Annotated in this window: 17 protein-coding genes and 1 other RNA gene; 8 read left to right on the top strand and 10 right to left on the bottom strand. The window is 63.4% G+C overall.

The features are described from left to right. Positions 1-170: 170 nt before the first annotated feature. Positions 171-821 carry a LysE family translocator gene (locus ACVJGD_RS33840; RefSeq protein ID WP_456640458.1) on the bottom strand — a complete coding sequence of 217 codons (651 nt, stop codon included), beginning with the start codon at positions 819-821 and terminating at the stop codon, positions 171-173. A gap of 277 nt (positions 822-1,098) precedes the next feature. Here ACVJGD_RS33840 and ACVJGD_RS33835 point away from each other — a divergent pair, with 277 nt between their 5' ends. Continuing rightward, positions 1,099-1,638 carry a hypothetical protein gene (locus ACVJGD_RS33835; RefSeq protein ID WP_456638267.1) on the top strand — a complete coding sequence of 180 codons (540 nt, stop codon included), beginning with the start codon at positions 1,099-1,101 and terminating at the stop codon, positions 1,636-1,638. A 145-nt stretch (positions 1,639-1,783) separates the two neighbouring features. Beyond that, the gene (locus ACVJGD_RS33830; protein ID WP_456638266.1) at positions 1,784-2,533 is read left to right on the top strand and encodes a LuxR C-terminal-related transcriptional regulator; all 750 of its coding nucleotides are present in this window, start codon (positions 1,784-1,786) and stop codon (positions 2,531-2,533) included. A 177-nt stretch (positions 2,534-2,710) separates the two neighbouring features. Here the strand turns inward: ACVJGD_RS33830 and ACVJGD_RS33825 are convergent, their stop codons facing one another. The 4 genes from ACVJGD_RS33825 to ACVJGD_RS33810 form a co-directional block, all read right to left on the bottom strand. Next, entirely contained in the window at positions 2,711-4,135 is a 1,425-nt protein-coding gene (locus ACVJGD_RS33825) for an HlyD family type I secretion periplasmic adaptor subunit (RefSeq protein WP_456638265.1), read from the bottom strand. Beyond that, entirely contained in the window at positions 4,132-5,886 is a 1,755-nt protein-coding gene (locus ACVJGD_RS33820; RefSeq protein ID WP_456640457.1) for a type I secretion system permease/ATPase, read from the bottom strand. Before ACVJGD_RS33820 ends, ACVJGD_RS33825 begins: the two co-directional genes overlap by 4 nt. Positions 5,887-5,995: 109 nt before the next feature. After that, entirely contained in the window at positions 5,996-6,460 is a 465-nt protein-coding gene (locus ACVJGD_RS33815; protein ID WP_456638264.1) for a hypothetical protein, read from the bottom strand. A gap of 245 nt (positions 6,461-6,705) precedes the next feature. Further along, a complete protein-coding gene (locus tag ACVJGD_RS33810; protein ID WP_456638263.1) occupies positions 6,706-8,148 on the bottom strand; it encodes a hypothetical protein in 1,443 nt (480 codons plus the stop codon). 569 nt (positions 8,149-8,717) lie between these two features. Between ACVJGD_RS33810 and ACVJGD_RS33805 the strand changes: the two genes are divergently transcribed. Continuing rightward, the gene (locus ACVJGD_RS33805) at positions 8,718-9,206 is read left to right on the top strand and encodes a cupin domain-containing protein (protein WP_456638262.1); all 489 of its coding nucleotides are present in this window, start codon (positions 8,718-8,720) and stop codon (positions 9,204-9,206) included. A 19-nt stretch (positions 9,207-9,225) separates the two neighbouring features. Continuing rightward, positions 9,226-9,927 (top strand): alpha/beta hydrolase, encoded by a 702-nt coding sequence (locus ACVJGD_RS33800; RefSeq protein WP_456638261.1) that lies wholly within the window; start codon positions 9,226-9,228, stop codon positions 9,925-9,927. A gap of 294 nt (positions 9,928-10,221) precedes the next feature. Here the strand turns inward: ACVJGD_RS33800 and ACVJGD_RS33795 are convergent, their stop codons facing one another. The 5 genes from ACVJGD_RS33795 to ACVJGD_RS33775 all read right to left on the bottom strand — a co-directional run bounded on the left by ACVJGD_RS33795 (position 10,222) and on the right by ACVJGD_RS33775 (position 12,886). Continuing rightward, positions 10,222-11,046, bottom strand: coding sequence for a TIGR00282 family metallophosphoesterase (locus tag ACVJGD_RS33795; RefSeq protein WP_456638260.1), 825 nt, complete (start codon positions 11,044-11,046; stop codon positions 10,222-10,224). 6 nt (positions 11,047-11,052) lie between these two features. Further along, a complete protein-coding gene (locus tag ACVJGD_RS33790) occupies positions 11,053-11,628 on the bottom strand; it encodes a 5-formyltetrahydrofolate cyclo-ligase (protein WP_456640456.1) in 576 nt (191 codons plus the stop codon). Positions 11,629-11,785: 157 nt separating this feature from the next. Next, positions 11,786-11,946, bottom strand: a non-coding RNA gene (gene ssrS / locus ACVJGD_RS33785) — 6S RNA. 236 nt (positions 11,947-12,182) lie between these two features. Beyond that, positions 12,183-12,566 carry a cell division protein ZapA gene (locus ACVJGD_RS33780; protein ID WP_456638259.1) on the bottom strand — a complete coding sequence of 128 codons (384 nt, stop codon included), beginning with the start codon at positions 12,564-12,566 and terminating at the stop codon, positions 12,183-12,185. Next, on the bottom strand, positions 12,563-12,886 hold the full coding sequence (locus tag ACVJGD_RS33775) for a DUF4164 domain-containing protein (RefSeq protein WP_456638258.1): 324 nt from the start codon (positions 12,884-12,886) through the stop codon (positions 12,563-12,565). Before ACVJGD_RS33775 ends, ACVJGD_RS33780 begins: the two co-directional genes overlap by 4 nt. Before the next feature lie 390 nt (positions 12,887-13,276). Here ACVJGD_RS33775 and tkt point away from each other — a divergent pair, with 390 nt between their 5' ends. The 4 genes from tkt to fba all read left to right on the top strand — a co-directional run bounded on the left by tkt (position 13,277) and on the right by fba (position 18,903). Beyond that, positions 13,277-15,265 (top strand): transketolase, encoded by a 1,989-nt coding sequence (tkt, locus tag ACVJGD_RS33770; protein WP_456638257.1) that lies wholly within the window; start codon positions 13,277-13,279, stop codon positions 15,263-15,265. A 142-nt stretch (positions 15,266-15,407) separates the two neighbouring features. Further along, positions 15,408-16,415, top strand: a complete 1,008-nt coding sequence (gap, locus tag ACVJGD_RS33765; RefSeq protein ID WP_456638256.1) for a type I glyceraldehyde-3-phosphate dehydrogenase — start codon at positions 15,408-15,410, stop codon at positions 16,413-16,415. Between the two features lie 124 nt (positions 16,416-16,539). Continuing rightward, on the top strand, positions 16,540-17,736 hold the full coding sequence (locus ACVJGD_RS33760; RefSeq protein WP_456638255.1) for a phosphoglycerate kinase: 1,197 nt from the start codon (positions 16,540-16,542) through the stop codon (positions 17,734-17,736). Positions 17,737-17,835: 99 nt separating this feature from the next. After that, a complete protein-coding gene (fba, locus tag ACVJGD_RS33755) occupies positions 17,836-18,903 on the top strand; it encodes a class II fructose-bisphosphate aldolase (RefSeq protein WP_456638254.1) in 1,068 nt (355 codons plus the stop codon). Positions 18,904-19,063: the final 160 nt, after the last annotated feature.

Here is a 19,063-nt window from a genome sequence, read left to right as displayed (position 1 = left end):
GAAATTCCGCGATTGCCGCAGGTCAACGTCCAAGTGTTGCAGATCAATCGGATTGATCATGTGCCGGCGGATTGACCTCGGAAACTCCGCCAAGAACCCGTCGCCGGTGTTCTTCACGACGCGGTTGCCGGGTTGCGAAGACGGGTCGTGAAAGCAGCATAGGCCAGAAATCAGTTGGCAGGGCGCTTCGCCAGGACGAGGCCGATGCCTAGTGCGATCATCGCGGCGCCCGACGCCTCGCGCAGGCGGCGGATCAACGCGGGACGTGCTGCTGCGCCTTCGCGGATGCGGCTCGCCGCAAAGGCAACGACGATATCGGCGAGGGTGTTGAGCGCGACCGAAACGAAGCCAAGCACCACGAATTGCAATGCGACGGGGCCCGCGCTCGGGTCCACGAACTGCGGGACAAAGGCCAGGAAGAAGGCTGCTGTCTTCGGGTTCAGCGCCTCGACCAGCACCCCTTCACGAAACGCCCGTCGCGGCCCGATCGGCGGTGCCGCGGATCCGCCATTCATACCTGCCGACGCGTCCCGGCGGGCCGACTGGAACGTGCGAAGGCCTATCCAAATCAGATAGGCCGCACCGATCAGCTTCAGCGCGGTGAATAATTCCGCGCTTGCGAGCACGATGGCGGAAACGCCCAAGCTGCCCGCGAGGACGTGGACCACTCCGCCCAGCCCGGTGCCCAGGCTGGAGGCTACGCCTTCCGCACGACCGCCGGCGAGCGTGCGTGCAGCGACGTAAAAGATGCCCGGACCGGGCGTGACGGCGAGCACCAAAGCTGCCGCAAAGTAGAGCGCGAGTTGGGTCAGGTCTGGCATGACGATGAGCTTTACAGCATCACAGGCCCAGCGCCCAGGCAGATGCTGGCTGTTCCACAGCGACCGCGCCAAGGTCGGGGAAGTCCTTTTTCCTCTCCGCGTTAACCATGCAGGAGCGTGGCTGAACAACGGTTCGACGCTTAATGCGCGCTTAACGCTTTTGCGGGACACATAGAGGATCAGCGCAAAATCAAGTCGCAAGAAGTGCGAGTGGAAGTCTGCCCACCCCGGGGGAGGGGATTGCATGGGACTGCTTCTCATTGGCTTGGTGGCAGGAATGCTGATCGGCTATGGCATGCCTGTATCCACCCAGGCGAGCTTGCAGATGTGCGGGTCGAAAATCTGCTTCGATGGAAGCGCGCCACCTCCGACGGAGCCGAAGGCGAGCGAACCCACGCGCAATCCTGTGGCGAAGACAACGAAGGCGGCAACAGCGGCAAAGCCCGAGAAGCGATCAACGCCGCGTCGGGAGACACAGGTCGCGCGTGGGAAAAACCCGGCGTCGAGGGCGATGGCGGACCGTGCCTCCAATGCTGAAACATCAGAGGCTGTCCTGAGCAAGGCGAAGATGTCGGTCGCCGCAAAAATGGAGGATCCGGCGTCGGCCGAGTTCACCGACGCGAAGCGGGCAATCAGGAAGAATACGTTCGGGCGGCCGGTCGACACGATCTGTGGTCATGTCAGGGGAAAGAAGGCGTCGGGCGAGGACACCGGGGAGAAGCCGTTTCTGTATCTTGTGAAGGAGGATGACGTCTATGTCGTCGACGGCAAAGCAGATTCAGCCGCGGCGATCGCGTATCGGAATATTTGCAACTGAAGAGTGACACCGGGAAAGCGGATACCGGTGAGCAACCTGCGCGTTCGATCGGCAAAGGGCTCGCGCCATAGGCCGGTTGCGCGACGTTATTCATTGGCATGGAAGTGATTGGGGTAGGTCAGCAATTCCTTCAATTGGGGATATTATGGACGACCTTGTCAGTGCTGCAGAGCGGCTCAACGGATCGTTGCCGTTGCCGGTCCTGCTCATCATCGATCCGCTCACGCTTGCGCGGACCTGTATTCTGCACATTCTCAGGCAGGAGCTGATCGGCTTCGAACTCGTCGAAATGGCCACGACCGACAATCTGGGTTGCGCCACGGGACGAGATGTTCGGCTGGCAACGCTCAGCATCGGGGACAAATCGGTCGCCGATCCCGCCGTGGCCGGTGATCTCGCGCTTCTCGCCGATTGCTGCCCCAACGCCGCGATCGCCCTGTTCTGTAATCGGGATGATGAAGCCACGGCGCTTGCGGCCCTGCATCGCGGAATTCGAGGCTTTTTCCCGACCTCGATCCCGGTCGAGCTCGCCGTCGCCGGCTTGCGTCTTGTTCTCGCCGGCGGCGTCTACAGGCCGCTTTCAATTGAAGGACAGAATGGGTCTTCGGGCTGCGAAGCGATCTATCCGCGCCCGTTGGCACCGATATATCTGGCAAACAAGGACCAGATCGAGTTTACGCCCCGCGAGCAACACGTGCTTGCGCAATTGGAGCTCGGCCTGCCCAACAAGCTGATCGCCGCCAAGCTGAAGCTTTCGGAAAACACGGTGAAGATGCACATTCACCACATCATGCGAAAGTGTGCCGCTCGCAATCGCACCGAGGCAGTGCTGCGCTGGCGCGCAAGATCGACCGGTCACCGTGGACCGGAGCCCGGTGCATTCTCGTCATCCTGATCTGGCTGTTTCACTTACCTCTCCCGCTTGCGGGAGAGGTCGGCGCGAAGCGCCGGGTGAGGGCTCTCTCCACTTGCGAGAGCCCCGATGTGGAGAGAGCCCTCACCCCGACCCTCTCCCGCAAGCGGGAGAGGGGAGCGCAGCATCGATCGCGGATGCAATCCAATATCATCATGTTTAGTCTTCGCTGAAGGCGGTGTGGAAGCTGTCGAGCAGAGGCCTCAAAGCGTAGATCGCCACGGTGCCGCGCCCGGTCGTGATGAACACCTGGGCCGGCATCCCGGGAATGATCTTCAAGCCATTCTCGACGATCCTGCTATCCTGGACCCGGATTTTCGTCGCGTAATATGGCTGGTCGGTGCGCTTGTCGAGCAGGCGGTCGGCCGAGACGTGCATCACCGTTCCCGTCAGGCGCGGGACGCGACGCTGATTGTACGGCAGCAGGTGCACGTCAGCGTTCAGCCCCGGATGAACCACGTCGATATCCTCCGGCTTGAGGCGTGCGATCACCACAAGCCTGTCCTGCCGGGGGACCAGATCCATCAGCGGAGCGCCGGCCCCGATCACGCCGCCCGGCGTGTGAACTCGCAGGTCGGTTATCACCCCGTCCTCCGGCGCCTTGACCTCCGTTCGGGACAATTGGTCCTGCGCCGCCAGCAATTTTTCGCGCAGTTGAAAGCCCTGATTCTGCGCCTCGCGCAATGACTGTGCGATCTCGTTCTGCCGGTCGCTTTCCAGCTTCAGGAGCGTCGCCTGCGACTCGCTGATCACCTGCTTGGCGCGCGAGATATGCGCGACGATCTCGCCCCGCCGCCCTTCGATATCGGCCAGCTCCCGTTCGAGGTTCAAGAGCCGCGGACGGCGCTCCAGTCCCTTGTTGACCAGGATAGCTACCATATCCAGCTCTTCGCGCACGATGGTCGCCCGCTGCGCCACCGCGTCCTCCTGCGCCTTGAGCCCCTCGATCTCCTTTGCGACCTGAAGCCTTTTTTCCCTGAGGATGGTGGCCTGGGATTGGAACACCTGCCGGCGTGTTTCAAAGATGTTCTGCTGCGCCCCCAGCACGGACTCGACCGAACCGCTCGTGCTTCGGATCCTGTCGAGCCAGACCGGAAACGAGATCAGCTCCTGCCCCTGCTGCTCGGCCAGAAGCCTTGCCTCACGTGCGGCCGCATCCCACAATTGCCCCTGCAGGCTCTGCACCTCGGCGCGGGCCCTGGTGTCATCGAGCGCGATCAGTGTCTGTCCGGCACTCACGACATCGCCATCGGCGACCAAGATTTTCCTGATGATGCCGCCCTCGAGGTGCTGGATCGTCTTCCGGCTCGACTCCGATTCGACCACGCCGGAAGCGATCGCGGCGCTTTCAAGCGGCGCAAAGGCCGACCAGATTCCCAGACCCAGCACAAAACCGACAACCAAGAGATTGCCTGCCAGGGTGACGCGGCGGAGCCTGCCGCGCGGCGAGGCCTGCGTCGGTGCCGGGCACCACGGAAGCTGCCGTGGCTCGAATTCGTCAATCGCGGTGATCACGACGGATCTCTCGCGCTTCGGCAGGATGGCTGGCGGCAGCCGCACGAGGGCTCGTAGGTTTGCGATCACGGGACAGCCGTCTCCTGAGAAGCCACTTGAGACGCCACTTGCGGCCGGCTCAAATACCGCTCGAAGATGTCCTCGCTCTCGCCGAACGCCGTGACCGCACCGTCCTGCATGATCGCGATCTTGTTCGTCGCCGCGAGGATGCCCATGCGGTGCGTGACGATGACCACAGTGACGCTTGAAATCTTCAGTTGTTCGATGGCGTCCAGCAGCACGCGCTCGCCGGTATAGTCCAGGCTGGCATTCGGCTCGTCCAGCACGACCAGCCGCGGCTCGCCGAAAAATGCCCGCGCCAGCCCGAGGCGCTGGCGAAATCCGCGCGAGAATGCGCCCCCGCCATTGGTGACAAGGGTATCGTACCCCAGCGGCAGCCGCAGGATGCTCTCATGGATCCCGGCGAGCTTCGCCGCATGCATGACCTTTGGCAGATCGGCATCATCCAGCCGCGCGATGATATCCTTGATCGTTTCTCCGACGAGATCGATGTCCTGGGGCAAATAGCCGAGGTAACGGCCTTGCCGCGCGCCGCGCAGGCTCGAAATGTCGGTCTCGCCGAGGAGGACGCGCCCCTGCCCCGGCAACAGGATCCCCGCAATGATGCCCGCGAGTGTGGACTTGCCGGAGCCCGATGGACCGATGATGCCGAGGCATTCTCCCGGCGCGAGACGGAACGAGACAGTCTTGACGGGAAACCAGGTGCCTTCCGAAACCCTCGCGCCGATATTGTCGACGACGAGATCGCCCGTCGGCTGTTCCGACGGACTGTCCGCGTGCTCGGCTGCAGGTGGAACGGCAGCAAGGACGGCGGTCAGCCGCTGGCAGGCATCCAGCGCTCTCCTCAACGCCTTCCAGCTTGCAACGGCGCCTTCGACCGGCGCCAGTGCACGGCTGAACATCAGCATCGTGACAAAGATGATGGCCGCGCTCTTGCCGTGATCGAGGACGAGCCACGCGGCTGCGCCCATGATGAGGACCTGCGCCAGCGCACGCGTCGGCTTGGCGATCAGCATGATGACCTCGTAGCGCCGCTGCGCCAGGTTGGACTCGCTTTGCGCGTTGCGCGCATCCAGGTAGACGCGGCGCGCCACGTCGTCGAGCATTCCCATGCTGCGGATCAGGTGAGCGCTGCCGATCACCGTTGCAAGACGGCCATAGCTTCTGGACAGGGCAGCGGCGGATTTCGCCAGCGCGTTCTCGGTGAGAAGATCGCCTGCAACCGTGAGGCCGAACAGAAACAGCACGCTGCAGGCGCCAATGGCTCCAAGCAGGGGATGCACCAGAAACAGCACGGCGAGGAACGGCGGGATCCAGAGCGCATCCAGCAGCGTCAGGGACGCGCCGGACTCGACGAACTGGCGCACGGCGGTGAGATCGCGATAGGCATCCGAAGCGCGCGCCGAATCGCTGCGGAAAGCATGGTCGAGGCAGGCGGAGAGCACGGTGGGACGCAGCCGGTCTTCCAGCCAGCCACCCAGGCGGGCCAACACAGACCGACGCAGCGCGTCAAGCACCCCGCCCACCACGACCGTGAGCGCAACGATCAGGGTGAGCATCAGGAGCGTTTCGTTGCTCCGGCTCGGCAGCACGCGATCGTAGATCTGGAGCAGATAGATCGAGGGAGCGAACAGCAGCAGATTGTAGCTGCAGCTATAGGCGAACACGATCCCAAGCGAGCCTGCGCAGGTCCGCAGCGCCGCCTGCAACGGCGTCCACGGCGTCTGCAGCAGATTCAACCGGAGCTGCGGCACCAGCATCATCGTCACCGCCAAAGCTTCTCGGCTTGCCCTTTTGCGCGGATTATTTCGCGGAGAGTCGGAGACCGGCGGCACGGACCGCCGGTCTCCGTCGCCTTAATGAGGCCGATCAGAAGGTATCGATATGGACGTCGACGTCTCCGCCCATGCCAAGGTTGTCATTGCCGCCATCGCCGCCGATGCCCGCAGCGACTTCCTGGTGCATGTCTGCCTTCAGGTAGTTGCTCTGCTCGGCTGTCGTGTTGGCATACACCTTGGAGGTGTCGTATCCGCTGGACGAGCTCTGATCGCCGTTCGACTTGGCGTCGCCGCCCTCAGCCTTCGAGTGCTTCCACGCCTTGGCGTCGCCGCCGTCGGCATCCCAGGATGCCTTTTGACTGACGTAATCGCCGGTCTTGACGTGTACGTCGGAGCCTTCAGCCTTGTTCGACGGATCGAACTTGATGGTTGGTGTGTTGCTGACGCTTCCCTTGAAATAGCCGTCGCCGCCGTTTCCGACGCTCTGACCGCCCGTATCGATTGACTTGAACTCGATCGAATCGGAAACCTTGATAAATCCCTTGCCTTTCGACATTTGAGCCTCCGTGGTGAGTTTGCCTCGCGCGACATTCCTCCCTGTCCTGGAAGCGGATGCGCAGAGCGAGTTTGTCCCTCGTCGATGTGCGCACGATAGATGCCAAATGGGATGTCATTCGGCTCGACGGACTACGCCCGAAAGGATTACATGCCCTGTCGAAATTCGGCGGGTTGGCGCCGCCCTGGCCACGAAGCGACCATGCGCTTGTCATCGGCTCGAGTGGTTGGCAGAGAATTTCTGCGCTATCCGATCAGATGAAGATCGGACAACAGATGCATCGCGACGTCGCCGCCCAGCGCAAGATTGTCATGGCCGCCGTTACCGCCAATTCCGGCGATCTGAACCGCGCTCTGATCGATATGGACATTGTTGATCTGATCCGCCTCGGCCGTCGAATGCGGTCCGGCGATGGCGATGTTGATGGGCGCATAGATCGCAACGCTGACGTCGATGAGATTGCCGGAGAAGTGGCCGCTGCCGCCATTGCCCGCGCTGTTGTGTCCGGTAGCGATCGCATCCGAGCCGCCGCCGAGGAGCGCAGAGATGATCGCTGCGCTGCCGCCCCCCGCGACATTGCTGCTGCCGCCGTCGCCCCCGAGACCGGCCATCTGGAACGAGGACTGATCCAGATGCACGTCGTTGAGCTGGTAGGATTGGCTGGTGGAATTGTATCCGGCCACCGAGATGTTGACGGGATCATAGACGACGACAGACTTGTGGACGAGGTCGCCATGAAATTGGCCGTCGCCGCCGTTGCCAGCCTGATTGCCGCCGGTGTCGATCTGGTTCGCTCCGCTTCCGCCGTTGCCGGAATCAGCACCAGAACTGTGAACGGATACGTCGCCGCCGATTGCGGCATTACCATTTCCGCCCTGCCCGCCGACCCCTGCGATCTGCACGGCGGACTGATCGATCTCGACCGTGTTCGACTGGCTGGCGTACGCGGTACCACCGGGGGCCGCAAACGCGAAGTTGACGGGATGATAGATGACGACAGGCGCATGCAGCAGCGTGCCAAGGAAATGACCGTCGCCGCCGTTGCCGGCGTGATTGTCGCCTGTCGTGATCGCGTTGGAGCCGGACGAAGAGACGTCGACGTCTCCGCCGGCGGCAATGTCGCCGCTGCCGCCATCTCCTCCGATGCCGGCCATCTGAAGGGCCGACTGGTCGATAGTCACATCGTTGGTCTGCTTCGCGATGGCGATTGAACCATATCCCACGGATACTGCGATGTTGATCGGCTGATAGATCACCAGCGAGGCGTGAATGATGCCCCCATAGAAAAATCCGTCGCCGCCGCTGCCGGCTGCGTTTGCCCCCGTATCGATCGTCCCGGTATCGCCCTTGCCGGAACTGGATTGGTGTGCGGAAGGACCCCCGCCCGCCGCGTTGCCGCCTCCGCCATTTCCACCGAGCTGATCGGCCTGCGCCTTGTTGGATTGGTGGATATCCGCAATGCCATGAAGGCCACCGCCTCCATCTCCAGTCGAATCGAAAGGTGTGACGGAAGCGTGAGAGGGCGAGCTCAACGAGGAGCCGCCAACATCATCATGGCTATCGGTCGCAAGATGATGCAAACGAGCCGGCGAGAACTTCGTACCATAACTGGCATCGCCATCGTCCCAGGGATAATGGGGCGGCTGATGATGCAGCCAGATGCTGTCCGACATCTGCTCGAACTTCATGGTCGCCTCCCTGGCCGGGATCGCTCCGCGCAACGCGACGGACCGCTCCCCACCGTGAGGCAATGTCACGCCGGATGCGTGAAAAGCCGAGCCATCAATTCGGATGCAACATTTCGAGTGAGATTGTACAAACGAAATCAGGTCGAAGAGGCTGTATGCCAGCGCGACCCTCGCGCAGTTGACACGCGTTTTTGAACTGAGGCGCGGACTCATTAACGCAGAGCCACATCCGGACCGACACAAGCCGAACGAATGCGAGGTAGTTGGCTTTTCGGCGGGACACCAACCAGCCAACAACCCGCGCTAAGTCCGTCGAAAACGACCCGAACCCGACATTGTCGCTCGTATCCTGCGTCAACAAGTGCTCTCTCTCGCAGTCGCAAGGTCGGGTAGATTGTAAGCGGCTGCGCTAGAGACGGGCCGCGCCGAACGTTCCGTTCGGCGAATGGGCAGCGACACTGCCGTAAGCGGGCACCGCCATCTCAGCCAACCATCTTACCGCTGATTTTCCACCATTTATAACGCGCGGGTTCGCGCGCGGAGGTGCTTAAGTCAAAGGAGAAACCACAATGAAGCGGCATACCCTTCTCAACATGGCTGCGATGACGGCGATCGGACTCGCAGCGCTGTCTGGCAGCGCCGTTGGTCAGGAAACAGGCGAGCACAAGCTGATCTCGCCACAGGACATCAAATGGGGACCGGCGCCCCCCTCCCTCCCACCCGGTGCGCAGGCGGTGGTGCTTTATGGCGACCCGGGCAAGGAAGGCCTGTTTGCGTTTCGTCTGAAAGTGCCACAGGGCTATCACGTTGCTCCGCACTCCCATCCCAAGCCAGAGATCGTCACCGTTCTCTCGGGGATAGCGCGCTTGGGGATGGGAACGACGGCCGATCACGACCAGGCTCAAATTCTTCCCGCGGGTAGCTTCTTTGCGCTGTCCCCTGGTTCGGCGCACTCTTTCTTCGCCGACGAAGACACGGTGATTCAGCTCAACAGCACCGGTCCGTGGGGCATCAACTACGTCAATCCCAAGGACGATCCGCGTCCGAAGACGCAGTAGCGATGGAGGGAGGACGACCGTGACCGCCTTCGTTCTCGTCCACGGGGCCTGGCATGGCGGCTGGTGCTACCAGCGGGTGGCGCGGCTGTTGCGCCAGGCCGGGCACGAGGTCTATACGCCGACTTTGACCGGCCTCGGCGAGCGCGCTCATCTGATGAACCGCGCGATCGATCTCGACACGCACGTTCAGGACATCGTCGGTGTCATCCGCTGCGAGGAATTGTCGGACGTAGTGCTGTGTGGCCATTCCTACGGCGGCATGGTCATCACCGGCGTCGCCGAGCAGATCGCGGCGAAGATCCGTTCCCTAGTCTATCTCGACGCCTTCGTGCCGGAGAACGGCAAGTCTCTGTTCGACTATCTGCCGGCCGAGCAATCGGGACAGATGCGTGACGACGCCGCGCAGAAAGGCGAAGGTTACAAGATCACGCCCATTCCGGCGGCTGCTTTCGCCGTCAACGCCCAGGACGCCGCTTGGGTCGACGCGATGTGCGTCAAGCAGCCGCTCGCGACATTCGAGCAGAAGCTCGAAGTCGGTGGCCGGCAGGTGCCGAAGCGCGTGTACATGCTTGCCGCCGGCTGGGAGCCGTCGCCGTTCCAGCAATTCGGCGCACGCTTCAAGGATGATCCTGGCTGGAAGTTCGTCAGCTTCGCCTGCGGCCACGACGTGATGATTGACCGGCCGCTGGAGCTTGCCGCCGCGCTCATCGCCGCCGATTAGGGAGGCGCGCGCGTTGCTTGGTGGCCGCCCGAATCGGGGCGAGGCCGGATTCCTTTTTCCGCGCGCAATGCTCACGAGAGGCCCGAAGCACCGTAATCCTTCTGTGGTGGGGTTTGTTACAAGACGGAATGGCTACCCGATTGAAGGCACGTCGGCCAGCCGATCCCCTCCAATCGCGTGCGAGGGCCGTCACATCCGTTGTTCGCTCTTCGCGACCGCGCGAGCCTGGTCGCTAACGGGGGCGAAGCGGACATAGCCTTCGTCGCGTCATCAACGGGTTTACGGGTACACGGCCTAGCCCACCCAAAATCCCGGCACCGCCGGTTCGAGACGTCCACCGGCGCGTACCGGCGCGATGCGGAGCGCGAGGCCGGTGGCATCGTCGGTCTCGACCGCCACACCACTCAGCGTCGCTTCGCCGGCGGCCGGCTCGAAACGGCCCGAGGGGATGCCGGTCTGGAAGCGCTGCAGCGGCTCTTCCTTCTGCATGCCGATGATGGAATCGTAATCGCCGGTCATGCCGGCGTCGGTCATATAGGCGGTGCCGCCCGGCAGCACCTGATGATCGGCGGTGGGCACATGGGTGTGGGTGCCGACCACCAGGCTGACGCGGCCGTCGCAGAAGAAGCCCATGCCCTGCTTCTCGGAGGTGGCCTCGCCGTGGAAATCCACCACGATCGCGTCCGCCGCCTGCCGCAGCGGACAGGCCTCGAGCTCGCGCTCGACCGCGGTGAAGGGATCGTTGGAAGGCTCCATGAAGACGCGGCCGATCGCGTTGAGGACGAGCGCGCGTTTGCCGTTCTTGGTGTCGACGAGCGTGGCGCCACGGCCCGGCGCGTGGCGCGGAAAGTTGAGCGGGCGGATCAGCCGCGGCGCGCGCTCGATGAAGACCAGCGCTTCCTTCTGATTCCACGCGTGGTTGCCGAGCGTGATCGCGTCCGCGCCGGCGTCCAGGAATTCCTGGTAGATCGCCTCGGTGATGCCGAAGCCGCCGGCGGCGTTCTCGCCATTGACGATGACGAGATCGAGCGACCAGTCACGGATCATGCGGGGAAGATGTTCTGAGATGGCGGTGCGGCCGGTCCTGCCGACGACATCACCGACGAAGAGGATACGCAAATTCAGCTACTCCCGGAAATCGAACGTCTTGCGCTCCGTTAGCACATAATCAAGCGCGACGTCGTGCGACAAAGCCGGAACCGCCTTGATTTCTTGCACCGCGAAGGCAAGCCCGATGCCGATCACGTGCTTGGCTTTGCGCAGATGGGTGAAGGTGAAGTCGTAATAGCCGGCGCCATAGCCGATCCGATGACCGACCCGGTCGAAGGCGGCGAGTGGCACCAGCATGATGTCGGGGATCAGCTCGGCCGCGGCCGGCGACGGCTCGGGGATGCCGAGCGCACCAAGCGTCAGCCGATCGCCTTTGGCGAAGGCGCGAAAGACCAGGGAGTGGCCGCGCGCGGTGACCGCCGGCAGCGCAAGCTGCGCGCCCTGCGCCGCAAGCTCCAGCATCAGCGGCATCGGATCGATCTCGCTGCGGATCGGGGAATAGCCGGAGACGATCGTGCCGCGCGCGATCTCAAACGGCAGGCCGCGCTTGGCGATCTTCGCGGCGGCAGCAGTGCGCTGCTCATCGCTCAGCGCATCACGTCGGGTGAGCGCGGCGCTGCGGAGCTCAGCCTTCGGAGAGATGGCGCGCATCATGTCTTGCTCCACGGTCATCACCCGCGAAGGCGGGTGATCCAGTATTCCAGAGCCGTTGGTGATCAAACTGCGAAGCCGCGGCGTACTGGATACCCCGCTTTCGCGGGGTATGACCGACGCGCGGGTGCCCGTGAACACCGCACAAAAAACAGAGCGCGAAGCCGCAGAGGCCGTTGAAGCGTTCGATCCCGGAGTTCCCTACGAAAGTAGGTGGGCACCATATGTCCGGGTCCACGGACCCGGCCAGGGACAGTTCCCTAAAGGATCGATAAGGCCCCGGGGATATATAGCTCCTGACGCGCGACGCAGCTTCGCAGGGGGTAATGTAGCGATGAGCGCAGGGTTTCGCCAGCGGGAAGGGATTTCAGGCCGCGCTTATACCCTCCCCTGAAAGGGGAGGGTCGACGCGAATGAAATGAGCGGCGGGGAGGGGTCAGGTCTCTCCGCCAGCGACACTGCCCGAATGGAGAGAGTTGACCCCTCCCCGATTCGCATTCCGCTTCGCTGCATGCGAACCGACCCTCCCCTTTCAGGGGAGGGTAAATAGCGAGTCAGCCGATCGCGATACCACCGCCGATGGTGCGGTTGAGCACTTGCGTGGTTTTCTCGATCCGCTCGGCGGCGGCGTTGAGTGCGTTTGAGATCGCGACTTGCGTGGCGCGGGCGCGATCAACCGCGGCGGCGTCAGAGTTGCGCAGGGATTCGATTTCCTGCTCCAGGCTGCGAATGCGTGCACCGGCATCGACCAGTTCGTCGCAGGCGGTGAGCGCGGCCATCACGGTGAGGCGGGCATCGCCGATCTCGCCGAACTTACCGCGCAGCGATTCGATGCGCGATTCCAGGTTCTCCGCGAGCTTCAAGAGACGAACCTCCTGCCCCTCTTCGCACGCCATCCGGTATTGCCGGCCGTTGATGGTGACGTTGATGTGGCTCATCGCGTATCCTCCCCGCCATCGAGCACGGCGCGGATGGTGCCGATTGCGGTATCCAGCTTCTCAGCAATCTCGCGATTGGTGCGCTCGAGCTTGCGCGTCTTCACGAGCGAGTTATCGAGTTCGTCTGCAAGCCGTGAGCGATCGGCGCCAAGCGCCTGGATCCGGCTCGCGAGTTCGTTCTCGTCGCGGTCAGCCTCGCGCCGCCGCTCGACGGCGCTTTCCAGCGCATCCAGCGCCGCCATCAGCCGCCGCGTGGCGGCATCGACGTCGGCGATAGCGGGCTCGGCACTGGCGGCCGCGTTGGTGGAACGATCGCTCATACGAGACAAGGTAGATCCTCGATGGCGTGGCCGTCCGCGAATCCTTGCGGTTCGGCAAGCGCTTAGGCGTCGAAATTTACGTGCTGAGCGAGGCCGGCGCAACGCCGCCGCAAAACTATGCACCGATAGATGGAGTTGGTCCGGCGGCCGCACCTGTCGGTTTACCCAGGCCCCTTCCCCTCGGAAAACCGGGTTCATGCACCTTCGGCCAGGCCACGCCGAAGGCAACTTTTGCGGCCGAAAGCGCGTTTCCGTGCCTTGGACCTCCCTTGGACTTCCGGGATTCAGGTGCTATCCAGCCCCCTCATCCCGTACCTACCACCCGCATATGGCGGCCCTCCGGGCGGCGCACATGCAAGCCAAGCCTCTCATTTCAGACGGATTTTCATCATGACGCAGGTCGATCACACCCGTATGGCCAACGCCATTCGCGGGCTCGCAATGGATGCGGTCGAGAAGGCGAAATCCGGCCATCCCGGGCTGCCGATGGGTGCGGCGGACGTTGCGACGGTCCTGTTTACACAGTTTCTGAAATTCGATGCGGCCGACCCCGCCTGGCCGGACCGCGACCGTTTCGTGCTCTCGGCTGGCCACGGCTCGATGCTGCTCTATTCGCTGCTGTACCTTACTGGCAGCAACAAGGACATGACGCTCGACCAGCTCAAGCACTTCCGTCAACTGGGCTCGCTGACGCCGGGGCATCCCGAGAATTTCCACACCAAGGGCATCGAGACCACCACCGGCCCGCTCGGCCAGGGCATCTCGACCGCGGTCGGCATGGCGGTGGCGGAGAAGATGCTCGCCGCCGAATTCGGCAAGAAGATCGTCAACCATCACACCTACGTGCTCGCCTCCGACGGCGACTTGATGGAAGGCGTATCGCAGGAAGCGATCGCGCTCGCCGGCCACTGGCGGCTCAACAAGATGATCGTGCTCTATGACGACAACGGCATCTCGATCGACGGCCCGACATCGCTCGCCGACTCCGTCGACCAGGTGAAGCGATTCAAGTCGGCGGGCTGGGCGGCCGAGCACATCAACGGCCAGGATCAGAAAGCGATCGCGGACGCGATCGCGCGCGCGCAGAAATCGAGCAAGCCGACGCTGATCGCCTGCAAGACCACGATCGGCTATGGCGCGCCGACCAAGGCCGGCACCAACAAAGTCCACGGCGAAGCGCTCGGCGCCGACGAACTGAAGGGCGCCAAGGAAAAGCTCGGCATCTCGCTCGAACCGTTCTCGGTGCCGGATGATGTACTGCAGGCCTGGCGCGAAGCCGGCGCGCGCGGCGCCGCGGAGCGCCAGGAGTGGGAAGCACGCTATGCCGAACTCGGCAGCCGCAAGCGTGCCGAATTCGAGCGCCGGCTGCGGCACGAGCGGCCGGCTTCGCTGGCAAAGGCGCTGAAGGGGCACAAGAAGGCGCTGCTCGAAAACCCGCTCAACGTCGCGACCCGAAAATCATCGGAGGCCGCGATCGAGGTGATCGCGGCTGCGATGCCGATGGAGTTTCTGGCCGGCTCGGCCGACCTCACCGGCTCCAACAACAACAAGGCGAAATCGGCGACCAACTTCTCCGCCAAGACGCCGAAGGGCCGCTTCATCCATTACGGCATCCGCGAGCACGGCATGGCGGCGGCGATGAACGGCATCTTCCTGCATGGCGGCTTTGCGCCGAACGGCGCCACCTTCCTGGTGTTCACCGACTATGCGCGGCCGGCGATGCGGCTTGCGGCGTTGATGGGTACCGGCGTCGTCTATGTCATGACTCACGACTCGATCGGGCTCGGCGAAGACGGCCCGACGCACCAGCCGGTCGAACATCTCTCCGCGCTGCGCGCCATTCCCAACATGCGCGTGTTCCGCCCCTGCGATGCCGTCGAGGTTGCAGAATGCTGGGAGCTCGCGCTGAACCGGATCGACGGCCCGACCGTGCTGGCGCTGACACGACAGAACCTGCCGCAGCTTCGAACCACCGCGCCTGCCGATAGTCCGTGCAGCCACGGCGCCTATGAGCTGGTCGCGGCGCAAGGTGACGCAAAAGTGTCATTCTTCGCGTCAGGTTCCGAGGTCCAGATCGCCGTCGACGCGCAGAAACAGCTCAGCGAGCGCGGCATCCCGTCGCGGGTGGTGTCGGTACCCTCGCTCGAATTGTTGCTGGCGCAGCCGGATGACCGGAAAAAGGCCATCATCGGCAATGCGCCGGTCAAGATCGCGATCGAGGCAGCCGTGCGGTGGGGCTGGGATGCCGTCATCGGCCAGGACGGCGAATTCATCGGCATGCACGGTTTCGGCGCCAGCGCACCGGCCAAGGACCTTTTCAAGCACTTCGGAATTACCGCCGAGGCCGCCGTTAACGCTGCCCTGAAGCGCGTTGGCTAGCGGTTGAGCTTGCCCCGAAAAAGGACTAGGTAACCTCTATCTAATCCGTCCTCGTCCGGCCGAACCGGGCGATCCGCCGTAACACCCTCGCTGGAGCACGCGCCAGCGGGGACGGCAACAGCTATTAGAGGAGTGAAACAGCATGGCAGTCCGGGTCGCGATCAACGGGTTCGGCCGCATCGGCCGCAATGTGCTTCGAGCCATCGCCGAGGCCGGCCGCAAGGATATCGAAGTGGTCGGGATCAACGATCTCGGCCCAGTCGAGACCAATGCCCATCTGCTCCGTTTCGACTCCGTGCACGGCCGTTTCCCGGGCACCGTCACCGTCGATGGCGATACGATCAATCTCGGCAGCGGCAAGATCAAGGTGTCGGCCGAGCGCGATCCGTCCAAGCTGCCCTGGAAGGAACTCGGCGTCGACGTCGCGCTGGAATGCACCGGCATCTTCACGGCGAAGGACAAGGCGTCCGCGCATCTGACGGCCGGCGCCAAGCGCGTGCTGGTCTCCGCGCCTGCCGATGGCGCCGATGCCACTATCGTCTATGGCGTCAACCATGACACGCTGACCAAGGATCACCTGGTCATCTCCAACGGCTCCTGCACCACCAACTGTCTCGCGCCGGTGGCGAAGGTGCTGAACGACACTGTGGGCATCGAGACCGGCTTCATGACGACGATCCACGCCTATACCGGCGACCAGCCGACGCTGGACACGCTGCACAAGGATCTCTACCGCGGCCGCGCGGCGGCGATGTCGATGATCCCGACCTCGACCGGTGCGGCCAAGGCGATCGGCCTGGTCCTGCCGGAACTGAAAGGCAAGCTCGACGGTGTCGCGATCCGCGTGCCGACCCCGAACGTCTCGGTGGTGGACCTGAAGATCGTCGCCAAGCGTGCGACCGACGCCAAGGAAATCAACGAGGCGATGAAGCGCGCCTCGGAGCAGCAGCTCAAGGGCATCCTGGGCTACACCACCGCGCCCAATGTCTCGATCGACTTCAACCACGACCCGCATTCGTCGACCTTCCACATGGACCAGACCAAGGTGCTGAACGGCACCCTGGTGCGGGTGATGTCCTGGTACGACAACGAGTGGGGCTTCTCCAACCGCATGGCCGACACCGCGGTCGCGATCGGGAAGCTGCTCTGATTTCTCGGCCTCTTGGTTCGGGACGCGCGCGAAAGCGCGCGCCTTCACCATGAGGGAGAGACCTCATCCTTAAGGAGCCGCGCCTGGTGCGGCGTCTTGAGGGATGGCCGCAGAGGACACTCCAATGACAAAATCATTCCGCACCCTCGACGACGTCGACGTGAAGGGCAAACGCGTGCTGCTCCGCGTCGACCTCAACGTGCCCATGGAAAGTGGCCGCGTCACCGATACCACGCGGCTCGAGCGCGTTGCGCCGACGATTGCCGAGCTTTCCGACAAGGGCGGCAAGGTCATCCTGCTTGCGCATTTCGGGCGTCCCAAGGGACGCGATCCCAAGGAGTCGCTGAAGCCGGTCGCCGAAGCGCTGTCGAAGGTGATCAAGAAGCCGGTTGCTTTCGCCGACGACTGCATCGGCGAGGCCGCGGCAAAGGCCGTGGCGGCGCTGAAGGACGGCGATATCCTCTGTCTGGAGAACACGCGCTTCCACAAGGAGGAAGAGAAGAACGATCCGGCCTTCGTCGCTGAATTGGCAAAGCTCGGCGACATCTGGGTCAATGACGCGTTCTCGGCGGCGCACCGCGCCCATGCCTCGACCGAAGGCCTCGGCCACAAGCTGCCGGCCTATGCCGGACGCACCATGCAGGCCGAGCTCGATGCGCTCGGCAAGGCATTGGAAGCGCCGACCAAGCCTGTCATCGCGATCATCGGCGGCGCCAAGGTTTCCACCAAGATCGACCTTCTCGAAAATCTCGTGACCAAGGTCGACGCGCTCGTGATCGGCGGCGGCATGGCCAACACCTTCCTGCACGCGCAGGGCGTCGGCATCGGCAAGTCGCTTGCCGAGAAGGATCTCGCCGCGACGGCGCTACGCATCCTGGACAAGGCCGCGGCCTCCAACTGCGCTATCATCCTTCCGGTCGACGCTGTCGTCGCCTTCCACTTCGCGGCCAATTCGCCGTCGCATGCTTACGGCCTGGACGCGATCCCGGCCGAGGGCATGATCCTCGACGTCGGCCCACAATCGATCGCCCGCATCCATGCCGCGATCGACGATGCGGCGACGCTGGTGTGGAACGGCCCGCTCGGCGCCTTCGAGCTGACGCCGTTCGACCGCGGCACCATGGTGGCAGCCAAGCACGCCGCCGAGCGCACCAAGGCCAAGAAACTGCTTTCGGTCGCGGGCGGCGGCGACACCGTCGCGGCGCTGAACCAGGCCGGCGTCGCGCAAGATTTCACCTATGTCTCGACCGCCGGCGGCGCGTTTCTTGAATGGATGGAAGGCAAGCCGCTGCCGGGCGTCGAAGTCTTGAAGATCCGCTAACGCATGATCCGGAAAAGTGGATACCGGTTTTCCGATCAGATCATGCGCAATTGAGACCAGCTGAAGCGCGAACGCGCTGTAAATACAGGGAGAATCCGGATGGCTCGCATTACCTTGCGGCAACTGCTCGACCATGCGGCTGAGCACGATTACGGGGTGCCGGCCTTCAACATCAACAATATGGAGCAGGCGCTGTCGATCATGGAGGCAGCCTCGAGCGTCGACGCGCCCGTCATCATCCAGGCCTCCCGCGGCGCCCGCGCCTATGCCAATGACGTCATGCTCAAGCACATGATGGACGCCCTCACCGAGATCTATCCGCAGATTCCGGTCTGCGTGCATCTCGACCACGGCAACGAGCCCGCCACCTGCATGACCGCGATCCAGGCCGGCTTCACCTCCGTGATGATGGACGGTTCGCTGAAAGCCGACGGCAAGACGCCCGGCGACTGGGACTACAATGTCGGGGTGACCAGGACGGTCACCAACATGGCCCATCTCGGCGGCATTTCGGTGGAAGGCGAACTCGGCGTGCTCGGCTCGCTCGAGACCGGCATGGGCGACAAGGAAGATGGCCACGGCGCCGAAGGCAAGCTCTCCCACGACCAGCTCCTCACCAATCCTGACGAAGCCGTGAAGTTCGTGAAGGAGACCAACGTCGATGCGCTCGCGATCGCGATGGGCACCTCGCACGGCGCCTACAAGTTCACCCGCAAGCCGGACGGCGACATCCTCGCCATGAACGTGATCGAGGAGATCCACCGCAAGCTGCCGAACACGCATCTGGTCATGCACGGCTCCTCCTCGGTGCCGCAGGATCTGCAGGACATCATCAACGAGTTTGGCGGCAAGATGAAGCCGACCTGGGGCGTGCCTGTCTCCGAGATCCAGCGCGGCATCAAGAACGGCGTGCGCAAGATCAACATCGATACCGACAATCGCATGGCGATGACCGGGCAGATCCGCAAGGTGTTCAAGGAGCACCCGGAAGAGTTCGATCCGCGCAAATATTTGAAGCCCGCGATGGAAGCGATGACCAAGCTGTGCAAGCAGCGGCTGCAGGAGTTCAATACCGCCGGCCAGGCCAGCAAGATCAAGAAGGTGCTGACCACGGCGGAAATGGCCAAGCGCTACGCAAAGGGCGAGCTCGATCCGAAGGTGGCGTGAGGCCGCGTGGCTCGTTTCACCTCTCCCGCTTGCGGGAGAGGTCGCTGCGCCCTTGGCGCAGCGGGTGAGGGCTCTCTCCCCACCGGGAGTGTTCATTGCGGAAGCACCCCCACCCCTCCCTCCCCCGCAAGCGGGAGAGGGAGGGCAGCGCACGTTGTGG

This window comes from Bradyrhizobium sp. USDA 10063, from assembly GCF_054063735.1.
Note: the sequence above shows the minus strand (reverse complement) of the source record. Positions and strands in the feature narration are given on the sequence as shown.